This is a genomic window from Glutamicibacter sp. AGC84, from assembly GCF_053543575.1.
In genome coordinates this window covers 125,524-143,998 of sequence record NZ_JBLVOC010000026.1, presented here as the reverse complement: position 1 = coordinate 143,998, position 18,475 = coordinate 125,524, and the positions used below count along the sequence as shown (strand labels likewise).

The following is an 18,475-nucleotide window of genomic DNA, read 5'->3' as shown; positions in this document are numbered from 1 at the left end:
CAACCCCACGGGCATTTTTGGTTTTCGGCTGGTTGGCCCTCTGGCCTAGTCGTCGTCTAGCGCGGCTCCATGCGGTGTCGCTCCGCCTTCATCGGTCCAGTCCTGGCCAACTTCATCATTCAATGCAGGGTCGGAAATGGTATCGGGCTCTTGGGCCTCTGCCTTGTGCAGTTGGGCTTCAGGGTTGTTCTCGCTCATAAATCCATCCCTCTCGTTGCTTGGAATGCCAACCTAGCAAGAACCGGCGGGCATCAGAAGCTGCAGAACCCGCTTTTCAGGAACCCCTAAGGTAATCGTCAGCGCGCCTGGCTCGGGGCCACAGTCGATGCACGGATAACGAGCTTGGGAGTGAAAACGAATTGCTCGCGGACCGCTTGATCGCCCGCTTCTGCTTCGCGCAGCAAGACGTCGACAGCGGTTCGCCCGATTTCTTCTGCTGGCTGGCGCACGGTGGTAATCGGGATGACGGCCGACTCGGCGAAGTCGATATTGTCGTATCCCACCAGAGCAATATCCTCGGGAACACTGAGTTCGCCGGACATCACCAGGGCCTGCAGTATGCCCAACGCGAGCAGGTCGTTGGCCGCAAAGATCCCGTCGGGGCGCTGTGCAGGATCCATGGCAAGAATACGCTCTCCGGCTGCCCGTCCTTCCAGCACAGTCATGTTCTTGGTAGGCATGTGCTCCAGCACGGCATCCGGGGCTTGGGCCAATACCGATTGGGCTCCCGTTAATCGGTGCTGGACCTGTTCGATGCTCTGCGGTCCGCCGACGAAGGTGATCCGCTTTCTGCCAATGTCCAGCAGGTGCCGTACGGCAATTCTTCCGCCTTCCACATCGTCCACGGAGACCGATGAAAAGCTGCGGTCGCCACTTCCGCGGTCCACCAGCACCACTGGCGTGCCCGCTTCGCGGATCCGCCAGAGCCGGCTCAAGTCGCTGTGCAAGGGGGAGATGAGTACTCCGGCGACGCGTTGCTCTTCGAAGAGATCCAGCAGTTGCTGTTCGGTGCTCAGGGAATTGTCGCTGGCTCCCATCAGCACGGTGTAGCCGTTGTCCAGGGCACGATGCTGGGCGCCCTGGGTGACGTCCATGAAGAACGGGTTGCGTGCATCGAGGACGACGAGCCCGAAGCTCCGGCTGCGGCCGGCACGCAGTTGCCTGGCCGCATCGTTGCGGACAAAGCCGAGCTTCTCGATGGCTGCGGTGACCTTGGAAACGGTGTGTTCGGAAACAACCTGGGGCCGGTTGAGCACGTTGGAGACGGTGCCTACGGAAACGCCCGCCTCGGCGGCAACTTCCTTGACGCTGACGGCCACAGAGCTTTCCTGTTCTTCGGTGAGTTGTTCTTCTGCGAGTATAACTGGCGCACGGATGGGAACTGGAATCCCAACAGCTTTTTGAAAGGATTCAAAAGAATGCGGCATTCGATCGACCGACCGCTTGCAATTCAAGTGTGACCTGCTCTACACTCGAATTTCGAAGCGATTGAAACGATTCATTTTTGTGCAAAGCGAATCGGATCGCACAGTTTTGCCCACCCAGTTCCAGCGCTCCGGAAGAGTAGTACGATGCGAGTTTGCTTTCAATTGCAGGTCAATCCCGACCTGATCGACGAGTATGTGTCGCGCCACCGGGAAGTGTGGCCGCAGATGCTCCAAGCCATCGAAGAAGCCGGGCGTCGCAACTACTCACTCTTTCTGCGCGAGGACGGGTTGCTGATCGGCTATTACGAAACCGATGACGACAGCGCTGCCCAGGCCGCCTTGGACTCCGACCCGCGCACCGCAGCGTGGGAAGCGGAAATGAGCCGATTCTTCCTCAGCCTGGGCGGCCGGCCAGATCAGCAAGCGCCGCGTCTGCGCGAGGTCTTCAATCTCGAAAACCAGCTGGCCGCACTTGCCGCATCCCAGCAGTAGTAGCCCGCAGAATTACTAGAAATGGAGAGTTCCATGAGCTCGAAGCTGAGCCCTGAGCACCTGCAAATCCTTGACCGCCTTGCCATCGAAGTCCCTTCCTGGGCCTATGGAAATTCGGGCACCCGCTTCAAGGTCTATTCGACCCCCGGGACCCCGCGCGATCCCTTCGAAAAAATCGCCGATGCGGCTGAAGTCAACCGATTGACCGGACTGGCTCCCTCGGTGGCCCTGCACATTCCGTGGGACAAGGTCGAGGACTTCACCGTGCTGCGCGAGCATGCAGAAGGCCTGGGCGTCAGCCTCGGAACCATCAATTCGAATACCTTCCAGGATGACGATTACAAGTTCGGCGCCTTGACCCATGAGGATCCGAAGATCCGCCGCAAGGCAATCGACCACCACCTCGAATGCATCGACGTAATGGATGCCACCGGAAGCCAGGACCTGAAAATCTGGCTGGCAGAGGGCTCGAACTATCCAGGCCAAGCGGATATGCGCGGGCGCCAGGACCGGCTAGGCGATTCGCTGGCCGAAATATATGCGCGGCTTTCCGGAGACCAGCGCCTGGTGCTGGAGTACAAGTTCTTCGAACCGTCCTTCTACCACACCGACGTGCCCGACTGGGGAACGTCCTATGCCCAGGTTGCGGCCTTGGGGGATCGGGCCATGGTTTGCCTGGACACCGGGCACCATGCGCCAGGCACCAATATCGAGTTCATCGTGATGCAGCTGCTGCGGCTTGGCAAGCTCGGATCCTTCGACTTCAATTCCCGCTTCTACGCGGATGACGACTTGATCGTTGGCTCGGCAGACCCGTATCAGCTGTTCCGCATCATGGCCGAGGTGATCCGCGGTGGCGGACTGGACCAGGACACGCCTGTGGCCTTCATGCTCGATCAGTGCCACAACGTGGAGAACAAGATCCTGGGCCAGATCAGAAGCGTCCAGAACGTGCAGGAAATGACGGCCCGGGCGTTGCTGATCGACCGCGTAGCGCTGACTGAAGCACAGATTTCCGGTGATGTCCTGGCCGCCAACGAGATCTTCATGGATGCCTTCTACACCGACGTGCGGGCCGACCTGGAAGCATGGCGCGCAACGCGCGGCCTGCCAGCCGATCCGATGCAGGCCTTCCGCACCTCCGATTACCAGAGCCGAATCGAAGCATCGCGCGCTGGTGGCGTGCAAGCAGGATGGGGAGCCTGATCATGAGCACCGCAGCAAAGAAGCGCGGCATCTCCGGGTGGAAAGCCACCATTGCCGTAGCCATGAGCAATTACATAGAAGCCGGAGCCATCATTGCGCTGGCCACCAGCCTCAGCCTGTGGCAGGGCGCGTTCGGATTCGACGACGCGCTGGTCGGTGTCATCGCTGCCGTGTCGGCCAACGCGTTCGGCGCGGCCCTGGGTGCGCTGATCGGCGGACCGCTCTGCGACCGTCTGGGCCGCAAGTTCATCTATACCTACGACCTGATCGTGTTCATGGTCGGCGCCCTGATGATCACCTTCTCCTCCGGTACGAGCCTGCTGATCATCGGCGTGGTCCTCATGGGCATTGCCGTGGGCGCAGGCGTTCCAGCTTCCTGGACCTACATTGCCGAGGAGGCTCCGCAGGAATCGCGTGCTGCGCACGTGGGCACCGCTCAGCTGGCGTGGTCGATTGGCCCAGCCATCGGTTTCGCGCTGGCGATCCTGGTTGAGCCTTGGGGCGTGAACGGCTCCCGGGCAATCTTCTTCCATCTTTTCCTGATCGCCGCTGTCACTTGGTGGGTCCGCCGCGGATTGCCCGAGTCCAGGAGGTGGAAGGAGCAACGTGCCGCGGAAACGGCTGCTGGCGTGAAAGCCTCGTTCTTCTCCGGCATGCGCGGGCTGCTGGCCGACCGCCGCAACTGGAGCGCGCTCTTCTTCCTGCTCGGCGTCTATGGGCTATGGAATACCGTGGCAGGGCAGGCTGGCATTTTCCAGCCTCGCGTCTATGCTGCCGCTGGCGTTGAATCCGCTACCCAGCAGAACCTGCTCCAGGTGCTGGTCTGGGTGCTGACCGCCGCCGCAACCTATTTCGGATTCATGAAATACGGAGACCAGGTCTCGCGGCGTTGGCTCTACTTCGGTGGCGCCCTGCTGGGTGTTGCGGCCTGGACCGTGCTGATCTTCGCTCCTCCAGGTGCCTTCTCCCTGCTGTTCTACGCAGTGGCCTGGGGCATCTCGGCGGGTATCGGCGCGCAGGCTTTCTACGGGCTATGGACCGCGGAGCTCTTCGCCACGCGCTACCGCGCCAGTGCACAGGGCGTGCTGTTCATGCTTGCCCGGGTGCTTGTCGGCCTGCTCTCGTTGGTGTTCCCGGTACTGCTCACCAACCTGGGCTTGGAAAAGCTTGGCCTCCTGATCATCGGCCTGCTGGTCGTCGCGTTGCTGATCGGCACCATTTGGGCGCCGGAAACGCGAGGCAAGTCGCTGGAAGAGATCGAACTGGAGCGCTATGGATATGAAACCAGGGCCACCAAAGTCGACGCCTGAGAACCACTGCCCCCATGCACATTAACGAGTCGGAAGACAAGAACACCATGAGCAACACCATCGCGACACGCACCACCGCACAGGAACTGATTCAACGATCCAACCGGTTGGGTGCAGACAAGAAGAACACCAACTACGCCGGTGGAAACACCTCGGCCAAGGGCACCGCGAAAGACCCGGTCACCGGTGAGCAAATTGAGCTGCTCTGGGTCAAGGGATCGGGCGGGGACCTCGGCACGTTGACCGAAAAGGGGCTGTCGACCCTGCGCCTGGACCGCATGCGCTCGCTGGTGGACGCCTACCCGGGCGTGGAGCGCGAAGACGAGATGGTCGCGGCCTTCGATTACTGCCTGCACGGCAAGGGAGGCGCCGCGCCATCCATTGATACCGCAATGCATGGGCTGGTCAACGCAAACCACGTCGACCACTTGCACCCGGACTCCGGCATTGCCATTGCCACTGCCAAGGACGGCCGGGAGCTGACCGCAAGGATCTTCGGCGACAAGGTGGCTTGGGTTGACTGGCGCCGCCCCGGATTCCAGCTGGGACTGGATATTGCCGCGATCAAGGACGCCAATCCGCAGGCCGTGGGCTGCATCCTCGGCGGCCATGGCATCACCGCCTGGGGAGATACCTCCCAGGAATCCGAGTCCAACTCGCTGTGGATCATCGACACCGCCGCTGCCTACCTTGACGAGCACGGCGCACCGGAGCCCTTCGGTCCTGTGGTTCCCGGATTCGAGCCGCTGGACGAGGAGGAGCGCCGGACCCGCGCCGCCGCATTGGCCCCGAGCGTCCGCGGCCTGGCCAGCACCGACAAGCCCATGGTGGGGCACTTCAGCGATGACCAGCGAGTCCTGGATTTCCTCTCGCGCCAGAAGCTGGCGCAGCTGGCGGCCCTGGGCACCAGCTGCCCGGACCACTTCCTGCGCACCAAGATCAAGCCGATGGTGCTGGATCTTCCCGCTACCGCAGGCGTATCGGAGCAGATCGCTCGCCTGGAAGAACTGCATGCGCAGTACCGTGCTGACTACCAGGCCTACTACGAGGCCCACAAGGACCTGGACTCTCCGGCGATGCGCGGGGCCGACCCGCTGATCGTGCTGGTCCCGGGCGTCGGCATGTTCTCCTATGGGGCGAATAAGCAGACCGCACGGGTCGCTGGCGAGTTCTACCTCAATGCCATCAACGTCATGCGCGGCGCCGAAGCGGTCTCCAGCTATACGCCGATTTCCGATGCCGAGAAGTTCCGCATTGAATACTGGGCGCTGGAGGAAGCCAAGCTGCAGCGCATGCCCAAGCCCAAATCCCATGCCGGGCGCATCGCCCTGGTCACCGGTGCCGCGTCGGGCATCGGCAAGGCCGTGGCGCAGCGGCTGGCAGCCGAGGGAGCCTGCGTGGTCATCGCAGACCTGGACCTGGACAAGGCGCAGGCCGCCGCGGCGGAGCTGGGTACAGCAGATGTGGCCGTTGGCGTCGCCGCCAACGTGGCCGATGCGCACGCCGTGCAACGTGCCATCGATGAGGCGGTGCTGGCATTTGGCGGATTGGACCTGGTGGTGAACAACGCGGGCCTCTCGCTTTCGAAGCCCTTGCTGGAAACCACCGAGGCCGACTGGGACCTGCAGCATGATGTGATGGCCAAGGGATCGTTCCTGGTTTCCAAGGCCGCGGCCAAGGTGCTGATCGAGCAGAAGCTCGGCGGCGATATCATCTACATTTCCTCCAAGAACTCGGTCTTCGCAGGTCCGAACAATATTGCCTACTCGGCCACGAAGGCCGACCAGGCGCATCAGGTGCGCTTGCTGGCCGTGGAATTGGGCGAGCATGGCGTGCGCGTGAACGGCATCAACCCCGATGGCGTAGTGCGCGGCTCCGGGATCTTCGCCTCCGGCTGGGGTGCCCAGCGTGCGGCGACCTATGGCGTGGCAGAGGAGGATCTGGGGCAGTTCTACGCAAACCGCACGATCCTGAAGCGCGAGGTCATCCCGGAGAACATTGCCGATGCCGTGTTCGTGCTGACCGGGCCGGAACTGACCCGGACCACCGGATTGCACATTCCGGTGGATTCCGGAGTGGCGGCAGCCTTCCTGCGATGAGCAAGCAAGCAGAGAGCGCGCCGGTCGCAGCTATCGACCTCGGCGCCACCAGCGGACGTGTCATGATCGGCCAGATGGTGGACGGGAAGCTCCAGCTCACTGCCGTCCACCGTTTCGCCAACGGACCGGTTCCGCTGTCGAGCCTGGAACCAGGGGCGCGGGAAGAAGCGCTGGCCTGGGATATCGATGAGCTCTGGGCGCAAATTCGCCACGGCCTCTCGCTGGCTTTCGCGCAGCGCGGGGATATCGCCAGCATCGGGGTGGACTCCTGGGCGGTGGACTATGCGTTGCTCAAGGACGGCAAGCGCCTGGGAGAAGTGCGGCATTACCGGGATCCGCGCAATGAGCGCGCGGTTGCTGCGCTGGAACAGAAATTCAGCCGGCGCGAGTTGTTTGCACGCAATGGGCTGCAATTCCTTCCGTTCAACACCGTGTACCAGTTGCAAGCCGAGAAGTTGGAAAACCGGTTGGCGGACGCCGAGGCGCTGCTGCTGGTTCCCGACTATTTCAACTGGATGCTCACAGGGCATCGGCGCAGCGAGTGGACGAACGCTTCCACTACCGGGTTGCTGAACCACAGCACCGGTACATGGGACGAGGATCTGGTTGCTGAACTGGGGCTTTCGGGAAAGCTCGCGCAGCTAGTGCACCCTGGCCAGCCGGTGGGCGCACTGCTGCCCGAGCTGGCTGCGGAATTCGGAGCCAGCCACGAAGTCCAGGTAGTGGCGGTCGCTTCCCATGACACGGCCAGCGCAGTGGTCGCGACCCCGCTCTCCAGCGGGCAATCCGCCTATATCTCTTGCGGAACGTGGGGATTGGTTGGTGTGGAGCTGGACCGCCCGGTACTCACCGAGCAAGCGCATCAAGCGGGATTCACCAACGAGCTGGGGCTGGATTCCAGTGTCCGGTTCCTGAAGAACGTCGCCGGAACCTTTCTGCTCAGCGAGTCGATCCGCCAATGGAACGACGACGCGGAAGCCGCCGGAAGGGAAGAAACCAGCTTGGAGCAGCTCCTTGCCGAGGCCGCGGAATTGCCTGTTCCGCAGGTGCTGATCGATCCTCAAAGCGAGCGGTTCCTGGCTCCTGGCCAGATGGCCCAGCGCATCTGCGATGCGGTGGAAGCCGCCGGCGGGCAGCGCCCGTGCTCACCTGCCGAAGTGATCAGGGTGGTCGTCGAGTCGCTGGCTCAGAGTTTCGCCCGCCAAGCTGCAGAAGCCGCGCGGTTGGGTGGATTCGAGCTGGAGAACATCCATATTGTCGGAGGCGGCTCGCAAGGCCAGCTGCTGTGCCAGCGCACTGCAGACCATGCGCGCGTGCCGGTCATTTCCGGACCCGTGGAATGCACCGCCCTGGGCAACGTGCTCGTGCAGTTGCAGGCGGCTATGCCTGCGGGCGGTGATGCATTGAACCTGCGCGACGTGGTGCGCGACTCGGTGCCGCTAGGCGCCTACGCCCCGTCGCAGGCCCTGAAGCTGGCCTAGATCCGTGTGGGATATCTAGGCCGTCGTTGACCCTCCAGCCCGATGGGGCTGGAGGGTCGAACTTTTTACACCTTGCGCTGCACGAATACCACGGCATCCTCCAGGGTCGCCGGATTGCCATCGGGACCGATGATGGTGCGTTCGCGGACCTCGGCGCACAGCACCTCCCACTGCGCCGGATCCAGAGCCAAAGCTTCCAGTTCCTCTTCGGGGCTGGGGAACACGGGCATCTGGTGATCGGGCTTGCTGGCGAAGGACGGCATCGATGCATGGGACAGGGCCAGCAGGTGGCCGCCGGGTGCGACCAGGGTCGCTGCCTTGCGCAGGAAGCTGGCGCGAGGGAATTCAAAGGGTGCCTGGAAGAAGCTCAAGGTCACCAGGTCGAAGGTTTCCCCGGTATTCCACGCAGCCAGATCCGAGGCGATGAAGCGGGTCTGCCCCGCGTCCAGACCGTGCTTGGCCGCTTCTTCCTGCGCGCGCTTCACCGCGGTGGGCGAGATGTCGACCCCGGTAGCCTTCCAGCCATGGGTGGCCAGCCACAGCGCATCGCCTCCCTCCCCGCAGCCGATATCCAGCGACGTGCCGGGGGCCAGCGGGGCGACAAGGTTCTCGATGACCTGGTTGACCTTGCCTGACCAGACCCGCTCGGACTGGCCGTAGTGGTTCTCCCAGAAGGCGACATCATCATGTTCTTTGGTGTGGTGTTCGTGGTGGTGGCTCATTTTCGTTGTTCCCCATTCGTCAGTAAGGCCGTTGTTATCGACCCTACTGACGATCGACCCCATGCGCGATCAGTTTTGCGCCAGAGGCAAGAATCGCTGCTCCTACCTTGCACTGACCTTGCCGAAGAGCCGGGCAATGGATGCGAGGATCATTGGCCGGCAGGCCAGCCAGGCGCCGGCGATTACGAGCAGCGAGAGCGCGAAGAAGAGCAGTCCGGTCCAGTTATCCGCGTACGCGGCTGGATCCGTGGAACCCTGGGCCGCGTACATGTGGTTCAGGTTGCGCAGCGCCCCGGTGGAGAACACCAGGATCACGTGCACGAGGATGAACACAGCGAAGTACAGCATGGTTGGGAAGTGCAGCGCGCGGGCAACCTCGATCGGGTACTTCGCGGTCAATGCGGGCATGTTCTTCGGCCAGAAGGCGCTGAGCCGGAAGCCGGTGATCGCCGCGACCGGGGCCGCGATGAATACGGTGGTGAAGTAGGCCAGTTGCTGCAGCGAGTTGTAGTTCACCCAGCCGTTTTCGGTGGGCCAATCCAGCGTCAGGTACTGCAAGGCCGCCGAAATCGCGTTGGGGAAGACCTCCCAAGACGTCGGGACGATGCGCATCCAGTGGCCTGTGGCGAACAGCAGCACGAGGAACACCAGGCCATTGATGATCCACAGCAGGTCAAGACCCTGATGCAGCCAGAGGTTGATGCTCACCTTCGGGCTGCGCTTCGACGACCAATAGGCAGGCGGCTTCTTCTGGTGCCTGACCAGCATGCCAGAACGGATGATCAGGACCATCAGGAAGAAGTTGAAGAAGTGGTTCCATGCCAGCCAGCCAGGGAACCCGAGAGGTGCCGAGTCCGGCAGGTGGTACTCACCCGGGTAGCGTTCCATGAATGACTCCACGGCATCGATGCCGGCAATGCCGCGGGCAACGAGCACCACGGCAGTGGCGACGCCCAAGGCGCAGAATGCGCCAAGGATTCCAGCCAGCACCCACTGCTTGGTCGTCAGCGGGCCATGCTTGGCCGCTTCTTTCTTGCTCTTCGCCGCTGCCTGGGGTGCCGGCTTGCTCGCGCGCCCGGCGGTCAGCGCGTTACTTGCCGCGGCTGCTGGCGCGGCAGGTTCCTGCGCACCCATGCGGGTACGGGCAGAAGCAGCCTGCACCTCGGCGGCCGCAGGCTCCGAGACCAGCGCGGCGCCGGATGCCTGGCCCACCGGATCCGCGGGTGCTGCCTCTGCCCTCGGCGGGATGGCCGGTGCGGCCTGGGCCTGGGCAGCTTCCGCAACCGGTGCCGGCGGGAGCGCAGGCGCTGGAGCCGCTGGAGCTGCGGCAACAACGGGAGCTGCCACGAATGAACTTGGCGGCCACGGTTCTGCACCGGCGGTGCGCGGCAGGCCACGGCGAACTGCTGGTGCCCCGGCACTGGAAACCGCTGTGGCCGGGGCGGTACCCGCGGTGGCAACTGGTTCGGGGGCCGCCGGCGCTGATTCAGCTACCGGTTCGGCAACCGGTTCGCCAACTAGCTCGGCAACCGGCTCAGGTGCTGGTGCAGCGGAAGCGTTCTGCGATGCGGCTGGAGCGTTCGCGGCGACCGGCGTTCCCGCAGGCGGCCACGGCCCGCCGCCGGCAACCCGTGGCAGGCCCTGGCGAAGAAGCCCGGCAACCGCGCCCTGATCTGCAACAGGTTCCGCGGCCGGTGCGCTGGCTGCGGAACTAGCAGATGCTTGGCCAGGCGTTGGTTCCGCAGGCACCGACGGGCCAACGGGCTGGTCGAGAACTGGTTCTGCAGCATCCTCGACCGCGCTAGGCCCTGCCGGGACCGCGGCGCCTGCAGCGGGAGCGAACAGCTCGGCTGGCGGCCAGGGATCGCCGCCGGCCACGCGCGGCAGCCCCTGGCGGATGGATTGGTTTGGTGCGTTCATGGCGATCAGGCCTTGCGTGCTTCCAAGGCGGAAATCAGTTGGGGCACGACCTTGAAGACATCCCCCACCACGCCGAAGTCGGCGATCTCGAAGATCGGTGCATCGGCATCCTTGTTGATGGCGATGATGGTCTTGGCGGTCTGCATGCCCGCCTTGTGCTGGATGGCTCCGGAAATGCCCAGTGCCACGTACAGCTGGGGAGAAACTGCCACGCCGGTCTGGCCCACCTGGGCGGCATGCTCGACGTATCCGGCATCCACCGCCGCACGCGACGCGCCCACGGCAGCACCCAAGGCATCGGCCAGCTGGTGCACCAGGTCGAACTGCTCCGCGCTGCCCAACCCGCGGCCACCGGAGACCACGCGTGCCGCGGAACGCAGCTCGGGACGGGTGGATGCCGTTTCGGCCGTTCTCAGTTCCTTGACCTCGACCTCCGGCTTGCCGCTGGCGGCTACCTCCAGCGGGATCGCGCTCGCCGGTTGGGCCTGGGCACGCTCTTCGATGCTGCCCACGCGCCCGGTGATCACCGGCGCGCCGAAGGTCGGGGCGCTGTGGGTCGAATACGCGCCGCCGTAGATCGAGTGGGCTGCGATGATTCCCTGGTCATCACGCGAAACACCGAGCGCATCGACGCTCAGCGCCAAGCGGTGGCGCACCGCGAAGCGTGCGGCCACTTCGCGCGAAGCCAGGGTATGCCCCAGCAGTACGGCTTGTGGCTGGATTTGCGCGAAGGCCTGCTGCAGCGCGTCAGCCATCGGCGCGGTCAGCACCGGAGAATCGACGGCGGCGGTGAGTACCTGCGCGGCGCCAGACTCGCTGGCTTGCGCCGCCAGGGTATCAAGGGATCCGGCGGGAGCGGCGACAAGCGCTACCGGGGTGCCCACGGCAGAGGCGGCGCCGAGCAGTTCCTCGTGGTTCTTGGCCAGCGTTCCAGTGGCCGTGGTCTCGAGGAAAACAAGAATTGAATCAGAAGCAAAGGAAGTCATGGTTTTCTTTCCGCTCACACCAGGTTGTTCTTGACGAGGAATTCGGCCACTGCGTTACCGGCATCGCCGTCATCGGCAATGACAGTTCCAGCGGTGCGGGGCGGGCGCTGGGCCACCGAAACCATGATGGAACGCGCAGTATCCGCAGGCAGGGACTCGACGCCCAAATCGGCCAGGGACAGGGACTCGACCGGTTTCTTCTTCGCGGCCATGATGCCCTTGAAATTCGGGAAGCGGGCATCCGGCAACGCCTCGGTGATCGAAGCGACCGCTGGCAATGGAGCGCTGATCTGGGCGGCAGCGCCATCCAGCTCGCGCAATCCGCTGATCGCGCCGTCGGCAATTTCTACCGAGGACAACGAAGTCGCCGCCGGAAGATCAAGCAGCTCGGCCAGCATGACCGGGAGCATGCCCGCGGAGCCGTCGGTGGACATGTTGCCGGTGAGGACCAGATCGTAGCTGCCTCGGCGCAAAGCCGCCGCCAGGACCTGCGCGGTGAGGACCAGATCGGCACCGAGAAGCTCCTCGTCGCTGATATGCACGGCGCTGGCAGCGCCCATGGCCAAGCCCTTGCGCAGGGTGGCCTGAGCTGAATCCGGGCCCATGGTCAGCACGGTGATTTCAGTTCCAGGGTTCGCATCAGCATGCTTCAGCGCAACTTCCAGGGTCCGCTCGCCGATTTCATCGAGCACCACTTCTGAAGCGGCACGGTCGGCCAGGCCGGTCTCCAGATCCAGCAGGCGGTCCTCTCCGGTATCTGGGACTTCTTTGATCAAAACCGCGATCTTCATTATTTTCTCCCTCGTATCGCAGTAGCATCTGCCAGGACAGCCGATGGCCGGAAATCACCAATGATCCGGGGCCTCGCGGACCACTGAAGCGGCCCCCGCCGAAACTACTAGGAAATCCAAGTTCATTAATAGGCCACGGCGCAGATTTTCTGCAGAGCTGAAAGCATTGTGTCGCAGGCTACGTCTGTCTTTGCTGTTCATCTTGTCGGATTCAGCGCCATTGGTCAATGAAAGTGGACAAGAAAACAGCAAGTGAGCACCTTGAACACCAAAGGTCCACGATCCGGCGGGGTCATCCGGGCATGCTTCCACGCAGGTGAGCCGCATCGCGCTATTCGCCCGGCTTCGGGCGGGCACCGTAGGCTTTAACCAGAGACCAATTTCGGAACCAAAGGACGGCTCATGGCCAGCAAAAAGCGTCAAGGCAAGAAGAACTCGGGCGCAGGAAATCCTGCCAAGGCGGCAGCGCGCGGCCGCAGCGTGTTCCTGATCCAGGCTGAACAGCAGATCAATGCGCTTCGCCAGGACTACACAACTTGGGTAGCGCAGCAGGTTCCTGCCTTTTCGCCTGAACAGGCGGCGCAGGCAGCGGGCATGCAGCTGGACGTCATCGGGCAGATCGCCGGCCAGTACGCCGAGAACGCCCGCAGCTCGAACCTGTTCGACCTGGACATCGATGTCTTCGGCGAGACTCTGGCCGAGCACCTGGGCAACCTGCCGGAATCCTTGGCTCCGGAGCCGATCTTCACCACATGGCTGGAATACTTCAGCTTCATCGAGCAGCGCATGCTCTGGCAGGGCCCTGCGGAGAACCTCGAAGCCCTGCGCGAGATGCTGGAGGATACGCTCAATGGTTTTGCCGAGGGCGACGCGGAGCTATGCGGATTGCTGCGCGAAACCAAGTTGTTCAGCCAGGTCAAGGCCTATGCCCAGGCGGTGGCCGAAGGCGTGGACATGGAGGACTTCAGTGCAGCAGCCGAAGCGCCACGCGCCAAGGTATTGACTGCCGTTGGCCTGGATGCCGAAACCTTCGACCCGGAAGGCCCGGCGCCACTAGCCTTCAACTACATCTGGAGCGCCGGCCGGATGTCCGTCGTGGAGTCGGAAGGATCGGTGCTGCGCACGGATCCGGACGCCTACGAATTGCTGGTTGCCGGCGAGGAAGCGGGCAGCGCGCAGCTGCTCTTCGAGATGGCTGTCGGCTGCGTCCAGGCGCACCTGAACCCGACCTTCGATGTCACCTTGCGGGATGAAGCCCATTACCTGGTGCTGCGCAACCTGCTGGTCACCGCATCCACCGGCCGCGAAGGGGACTTGGAGGGCCTGCGCCGCAACTGCGGTCCGAAGATCTACGATGCCGTGCTTCCAGAAGCCCGCATCGCCATGGATTCCTTGGTCGGCTACGGTCTGATTTCCAAGGACGGCGAGCACTACAGCATCGACGAGCGCCTGGTTCCGGTCATCTCCGCCGGCATCTCAGAGGTCGAGGCCTTCTTCGAAGAAGCCGAATAAGGCAGGGGATGATACCCGCAGCGGCACCAGTCTGCGGGTATCATCCAACCTAGGAAGATATTCGCTAGTAGCAAGCAGGCAATCGCTAATGGGCAAGAAAAATAATCGGCCAATGAGCTGGCTGCCTGCAGCCAGCGGGATCCTCTTCGCGGTGCTGCTGCTGATCGTGGATCCGCTGATCGCGGATGCCCCATGGTGGTCCGAACCCGACCTGTGGGTGCCCTTGGCGTTCCCGCTGCTTCCATGGCTGGCAGTTGCCGGCGTGATGGCATGGCTGGGAAGCGCAACCGAGCGCTGGCTGCACGCTCTGGTGTTCAGCTTCAGCGCCCTGGCCGCCGGGGTGATTCCCGGCCTTTTCTGGACGCTACTGCTCTTTGACGCTTTCCCGGATTCCGCCAGCCCGCAGCTTCCCATGGCCGTCTCGCTATTCTCGGGTGCGGTGGCAATTGTGCTGGGTGCAGTTGCAGGCGGGCGGGCAATTTTCAGGGGTTTCAGGAAGGCCCGGCTGGCCGCCGTGGCGAACTAGGCGGCGGAGCGAAGCCCCTGGAGGCTATCGAGCCTGGTCGTCCTGCCGCGAGGCAGCGATGGAGATCAGTTTCCGCAGCACCTCCAGGTCGATGTCCTCCAGCTTTTTCACGTACACGCAACCGGCTCCCTCGGTGTATTTGCCCAGCTGCGGCAAGAGCTGGGCGCCCTCGGGAAGGTCCTTCAGCCCGTAGAGCGAGAGCTGGGCCTTGCGCGGCGAGAAACCGGTCTTGGGCCAGATGCCCGTGGTGCGCGCATTGGCAGGGGAGATGTAGGTGTAGCTTCCGTAGCCCACCATGCTCGGTCCCCACATCACCGGCTGCTCGCCGGTGGCTTCGCGGAAGATGCGGTCCAGTTCGTGGCCGTCAACCCGGCGCTTGGCCGGGGTTGCCGCCTCAATGAATTCCTCCACGCTGGCCTCAGTTGGAAGGGTCTTCTGACTTGTTGGCAAGTGATGCCTCCTCGGGTGCTCCAGGTGATTCGGCCTGGAAAATTGTCGACAGCTTGCGGTACTGGCTGGTGCCCATGGCCAGCAGCGCCACCACAATCATGATCAGCCCGCCGGCCAGGAATATCAAGGCGATGCCGCGCGCCTGGCCTTGCCCCACCAGCCAGCCGAATCGGTCGTCGCCCGCTGGCGAGCGCATGAAGGGGATGACCAGGTACTGGGCAATCGGCGCGATCAGGAAAGCGGTAATCGGCGCCGCGGCGGCTTCCATCATCTGGGCGAAGCCGAACACCCGGCCCTGGCGGCGGAAGGTGACCACCTTCTGGATCACCGTTTGCTCCGAGGCTTCCACCGCCGGGATCAGCATCATGTAGAGCCAGATGCCCAGCACATAGAGCCACGTCCATTCGCGGATGGTGAAGATCGCGCCGAGGAATCCCATGACGGCAACCAGCAGGAGCATGGTGCGGATCGGGTTGGCCCCCAGACCGAACTTGGCGATGGCCAAGCCGCCGATGATGAAGCCGGTGGATGCCAGCCCGAAGGTGATGCCCCAGGCTTCGACCGGCATGATGGTCAGCCCGTAGGGATCCATCAGCGCCATGTAGGTGCCGCCGATGAAGTTGTTGAACATCGAGAAGATGATCAGCGCGAATAGGCCAGGGATGGCCATCACTGTAGTGAAGCCCAGGCGCAGGTCGCTGGTCTTGGTCCGCCCTTCCTCCTTTTCCGGTTCCTCCTCCGGGATGGAGATGCCCAAAAGGTGCAGCATCGTGACCACGACCATCACGATGGCAATGGCCAGCGTCCATCCCATCCCCAGCAGTCCGATGGACAGCCCGGAGAACACGCTGGTGATGATGAAGGCGATGCCCTGCACCGTGCCCACCAGCCCGTTGGCATTGGCATGGCGCTCGACCGGGATCAGCAAGGTGACCGTCGTGGACAGCGCGATGCCTCGCATCTGCTCCACGATCGCGCCGAACAGGATGACCAGGCAGAAGATCCAGAATTGCCATCCGCCGATATCCAGGATGTCCTTCGTGGGCAGCCAGAGGTAGATCAGCCCAGCCAGGGAAAAGGCCACAGCGGTGATCATCGCGGAGAAGACGAAGACCGATTTCTTGCGGTGGTTGTCCACGATCGTCCCGAAAACCATGGAGAACACGGAGATCAGCAGCATGAATGCGCCGCCGATGATGCCGGTGGCCATGACGTTCTCGGTCTCCAGGTACACCCAGAAGGTCAGCGCGAACCACAGGTAGCTGGTGGTGAGGTTCGCGACGGCGGTGTTGACCAGGATGTGCATGAAAGAGCGCTGGCCCTGCGGCGGAACTTCGGGGTTCTGGCCGTGGGCCGGCGGGAGATCAGGGGGTCCTTCATCGCGCATGGGCAAGCCTGCTTCGAAAAAGTGGCTGGAGGTCGTAGCAAAAGAATACGCCGATGCATTGATAGGCAACAGGTGTGAATTCAGACGATCGAAAACATAGTAGTCAGATGCCTAGCCCAAGCCTAGGCATAACCCTAGTGTGACCGCCCGCACTTTCTGCCAAGGTTGAATCCATGCAAACCGGCTGCAGCGGTTTCCCCTTTAAGCGAGCATTGAATGGACGGAGCACACCACGCCATGACCGAGACCCTGAACGAGGTATCCAGCCTGCTGGATAACGCGCTGGTTGACAGCCCGGAAACCGGAGAGTTCCGCGCCAATCGAAATATCTTCACCGACGAAGAGATTTTCGAGATGGAAATGAAGCACATCTGGGAAGGCAACTGGGTGTATCTGGCCCACGAGTCCCAGATCCCGAACATCGGCGACTACTACACCACCAACATCGGCCGCCAGCCCATCATCATCTCGCGCAACAAGCAGGGCGAACTCAATGCGCTGATCAACGCCTGCAGCCACCGCGGAGCCATGCTCTGCCGGCGCAAGACCGATAACCGCACCACCTTCACTTGCCCGTTCCACGGCTGGACCTTCAACAACTCCGGCAAGCTGCTCAAGGTCAAGGATTCGCGGGGAGCTGGCTACCCGGAGCAGTTCAACAAGGACGGCTCCCACGATTTGACCAAGGTCGCCCGTTTCGAGAACTACCGCGGTTTCCTCTTCGGCTCGCTGAACGCCGATGTCCTGCCGCTGGAAGAGCACCTGGGCGAGGCCACGAAGATCATCGACATGATGGTTGACCAGTCCGAAGAAGGCCTGGAAGTGCTGCGCGGCGCCTCGACCTACACCTATGACGGCAACTGGAAGCTGCAGGCGGAGAACGGCGCCGACGGCTACCACGTCTCGGCCACCCACTGGAACTACGCCGCCACCCAGGCCCGCCGCGCCAACGGTGAATCCTCCAACGACACCAAGACCATGGACGCCGGCGGCTGGGACAAGCAGAAGGGCGGCTACTACTCCTTCGAGCACGGCCACCTGCTGCTGTGGACCGAATGGCTGGACCCGGCCAACCGCCCGCTGGCCGAGAAGCGCGACGAGCTGGTCGCCAAGTTCGGCGAAGCCAAGGCCGACTGGATGATCGGCATTTCGCGCAACCTGTGCCTGTACCCGAACGTGTACCTGATGGACCAGTTCGGCTCGCAGATCCGCGTCTTCCGGCCGATCTCCGTGGACAAGACCGAGGTGACCATCTACTGCTTCGCCCCGGTGGGCGAATCGGACACCGCGCGCGCGGCCCGCATCCGCCAGTACGAGGACTTCTTCAACGCCTCGGGCATGGCCACCCCGGATGACCTGGAAGAATTCCGCTCCTGCCAGAAGACCTACCTGGCCACCTCGGCGCAGTGGAATGACCTCTCGCGCGGCCAGGCCCACCAGATCACCGGCCCGGATGAGAACGCGGACAAGGTGGGCCTGAAGCCCATCTCCTCCGGAGCGCGCACCGAGGACGAGGGCCTGTACCCGATCCAGCACGGCTACTGGCTGCAGACCATGCGCCAAGCCGTGGATAACGAACGCGAAGCACAGAACTAAGGCCGAAGGGACAAGACAGATGAGCACCATCGCACTGACCGAGGCGCCGACTTCCAACGGCGCAGTCACCACCGCGGATATCGCGCAGTTCCTCTACCAGGAAGCCCGCTTCCTCGATGACCGCGACTTCGACCGTTGGCTGGACTGCTACCACCCGGAAGCCACCTTCTGGATGCCGGCCTGGGCCGATGACGAGCAGCTGACCGAAGATCCGCAGCGCGAGATCTCGCTGATCTACTACGCTAACCGCGGCGGCCTGGAAGACCGCGTCTTCCGCATCAAGACCGACCGCTCCTCGGCCACCTCGCTGCCCGAGCCGCGCACCGGGCACAACATCACCAACGTGGAGATCGTTGCAGTGGACGGCGACAAGGTGGACATCCGCTTCAACTGGTTCACCCTGTACTACCGCTACCAGAACGTGGACACCTACTTCGGCACCTCGTTCTACACGATCGACTACTCCGGCACTGCGCCGGTGATCACCGCGAAGAAGGTCGTCCTGAAGAACGACTACATCCACCACGTCGTGGACATCTACCACATTTAAGCGACACCCATTGGGCGGCG

Annotated in this window: 17 protein-coding genes; 9 read left to right on the top strand and 8 right to left on the bottom strand. The window is 63.1% G+C overall.

Translation table 11 applies throughout. The annotated features are described in order from the left end of the window. Positions 1 to 45: 45 nt before the first annotated feature. Both ACNPN0_RS15280 and ACNPN0_RS15275 read right to left on the bottom strand, forming a co-directional pair. Positions 46 to 198 carry a hypothetical protein gene (locus ACNPN0_RS15280; RefSeq protein WP_400289809.1) on the bottom strand — a complete coding sequence of 51 codons (153 nt, stop codon included), beginning with the start codon at positions 196 to 198 and terminating at the stop codon, positions 46 to 48. Between the two features lie 98 nt (positions 199 to 296). After that, positions 297 to 1,319: a LacI family DNA-binding transcriptional regulator gene (locus tag ACNPN0_RS15275; RefSeq protein WP_448938167.1), complete on the bottom strand. Its 1,023-nt coding sequence runs from the start codon at positions 1,317 to 1,319 to the stop codon at positions 297 to 299. A 252-nt stretch (positions 1,320 to 1,571) separates the two neighbouring features. On the opposite strand from ACNPN0_RS15275, the gene ACNPN0_RS15270 reads away from it, so the two are divergent. The 5 genes from ACNPN0_RS15270 to ACNPN0_RS15250 are packed head-to-tail and all read left to right on the top strand — an operon-like array spanning position 1,572 to position 8,015. Further along, entirely contained in the window at positions 1,572 to 1,919 is a 348-nt protein-coding gene (locus tag ACNPN0_RS15270; protein ID WP_105656501.1) for an L-rhamnose mutarotase, read from the top strand. A gap of 33 nt (positions 1,920 to 1,952) precedes the next feature. Beyond that, the gene (gene rhaI / locus ACNPN0_RS15265) at positions 1,953 to 3,125 is read left to right on the top strand and encodes an L-rhamnose isomerase (RefSeq protein ID WP_105656500.1); all 1,173 of its coding nucleotides are present in this window, start codon (positions 1,953 to 1,955) and stop codon (positions 3,123 to 3,125) included. 2 nt (positions 3,126 to 3,127) lie between these two features. Then, positions 3,128 to 4,435, top strand: a complete 1,308-nt coding sequence (locus ACNPN0_RS15260; protein ID WP_332730802.1) for an MFS transporter — start codon at positions 3,128 to 3,130, stop codon at positions 4,433 to 4,435. Between the two features lie 47 nt (positions 4,436 to 4,482). Further along, positions 4,483 to 6,534 carry a bifunctional aldolase/short-chain dehydrogenase gene (locus ACNPN0_RS15255; protein WP_448938244.1) on the top strand — a complete coding sequence of 684 codons (2,052 nt, stop codon included), beginning with the start codon at positions 4,483 to 4,485 and terminating at the stop codon, positions 6,532 to 6,534. Further along, positions 6,531 to 8,015 carry a rhamnulokinase gene (locus ACNPN0_RS15250; protein WP_448938168.1) on the top strand — a complete coding sequence of 495 codons (1,485 nt, stop codon included), beginning with the start codon at positions 6,531 to 6,533 and terminating at the stop codon, positions 8,013 to 8,015. The genes ACNPN0_RS15255 and ACNPN0_RS15250 overlap by 4 nt, the downstream gene beginning before the upstream one ends. 65 nt (positions 8,016 to 8,080) lie before the next feature. Here ACNPN0_RS15250 and ACNPN0_RS15245 read toward each other — a convergent pair whose 3' ends face one another. From ACNPN0_RS15245 to ACNPN0_RS15230, 4 genes are all read right to left on the bottom strand, one after another. Beyond that, complete coding sequence (locus ACNPN0_RS15245) at positions 8,081 to 8,737, bottom strand: class I SAM-dependent methyltransferase (RefSeq protein ID WP_105656498.1); 657 nt, start codon at positions 8,735 to 8,737, stop codon at positions 8,081 to 8,083. A 102-nt stretch (positions 8,738 to 8,839) separates the two neighbouring features. Continuing rightward, positions 8,840 to 10,657, bottom strand: coding sequence for a cytochrome b/b6 domain-containing protein (locus ACNPN0_RS15240; protein WP_448938169.1), 1,818 nt, complete (start codon positions 10,655 to 10,657; stop codon positions 8,840 to 8,842). A 5-nt stretch (positions 10,658 to 10,662) separates the two neighbouring features. After that, the gene (locus ACNPN0_RS15235) at positions 10,663 to 11,643 is read right to left on the bottom strand and encodes an electron transfer flavoprotein subunit alpha/FixB family protein (protein WP_448938953.1); all 981 of its coding nucleotides are present in this window, start codon (positions 11,641 to 11,643) and stop codon (positions 10,663 to 10,665) included. Between the two features lie 14 nt (positions 11,644 to 11,657). Further along, on the bottom strand, positions 11,658 to 12,434 hold the full coding sequence (locus ACNPN0_RS15230; protein ID WP_105656495.1) for an electron transfer flavoprotein subunit beta/FixA family protein: 777 nt from the start codon (positions 12,432 to 12,434) through the stop codon (positions 11,658 to 11,660). A gap of 402 nt (positions 12,435 to 12,836) precedes the next feature. Here ACNPN0_RS15230 and ACNPN0_RS15225 point away from each other — a divergent pair, with 402 nt between their 5' ends. Next, positions 12,837 to 13,946: a hypothetical protein gene (locus tag ACNPN0_RS15225; RefSeq protein ID WP_448938170.1), complete on the top strand. Its 1,110-nt coding sequence runs from the start codon at positions 12,837 to 12,839 to the stop codon at positions 13,944 to 13,946. 112 nt (positions 13,947 to 14,058) lie between these two features. Further along, on the top strand, positions 14,059 to 14,472 hold the full coding sequence (locus tag ACNPN0_RS15220) for a hypothetical protein (RefSeq protein ID WP_105656493.1): 414 nt from the start codon (positions 14,059 to 14,061) through the stop codon (positions 14,470 to 14,472). A gap of 24 nt (positions 14,473 to 14,496) precedes the next feature. On the opposite strand, the gene ACNPN0_RS15215 is transcribed toward ACNPN0_RS15220, so the two are convergent. After that, positions 14,497 to 14,922, bottom strand: coding sequence for a DUF1801 domain-containing protein (locus ACNPN0_RS15215; protein ID WP_105656492.1), 426 nt, complete (start codon positions 14,920 to 14,922; stop codon positions 14,497 to 14,499). Next, the gene (locus ACNPN0_RS15210) at positions 14,891 to 16,309 is read right to left on the bottom strand and encodes an MFS transporter (RefSeq protein WP_105656491.1); all 1,419 of its coding nucleotides are present in this window, start codon (positions 16,307 to 16,309) and stop codon (positions 14,891 to 14,893) included. Before ACNPN0_RS15210 ends, ACNPN0_RS15215 begins: the two co-directional genes overlap by 32 nt. Positions 16,310 to 16,546: 237 nt before the next feature. Between ACNPN0_RS15210 and benA the strand changes: the two genes are divergently transcribed. Both benA and benB read left to right on the top strand, forming a co-directional pair. After that, complete coding sequence (gene benA, locus ACNPN0_RS15205; RefSeq protein WP_133833874.1) at positions 16,547 to 17,905, top strand: benzoate 1,2-dioxygenase large subunit; 1,359 nt, start codon at positions 16,547 to 16,549, stop codon at positions 17,903 to 17,905. Between the two features lie 19 nt (positions 17,906 to 17,924). After that, a complete protein-coding gene (gene benB, locus ACNPN0_RS15200; protein WP_105656489.1) occupies positions 17,925 to 18,455 on the top strand; it encodes a benzoate 1,2-dioxygenase small subunit in 531 nt (176 codons plus the stop codon). Positions 18,456 to 18,475: the final 20 nt, after the last annotated feature.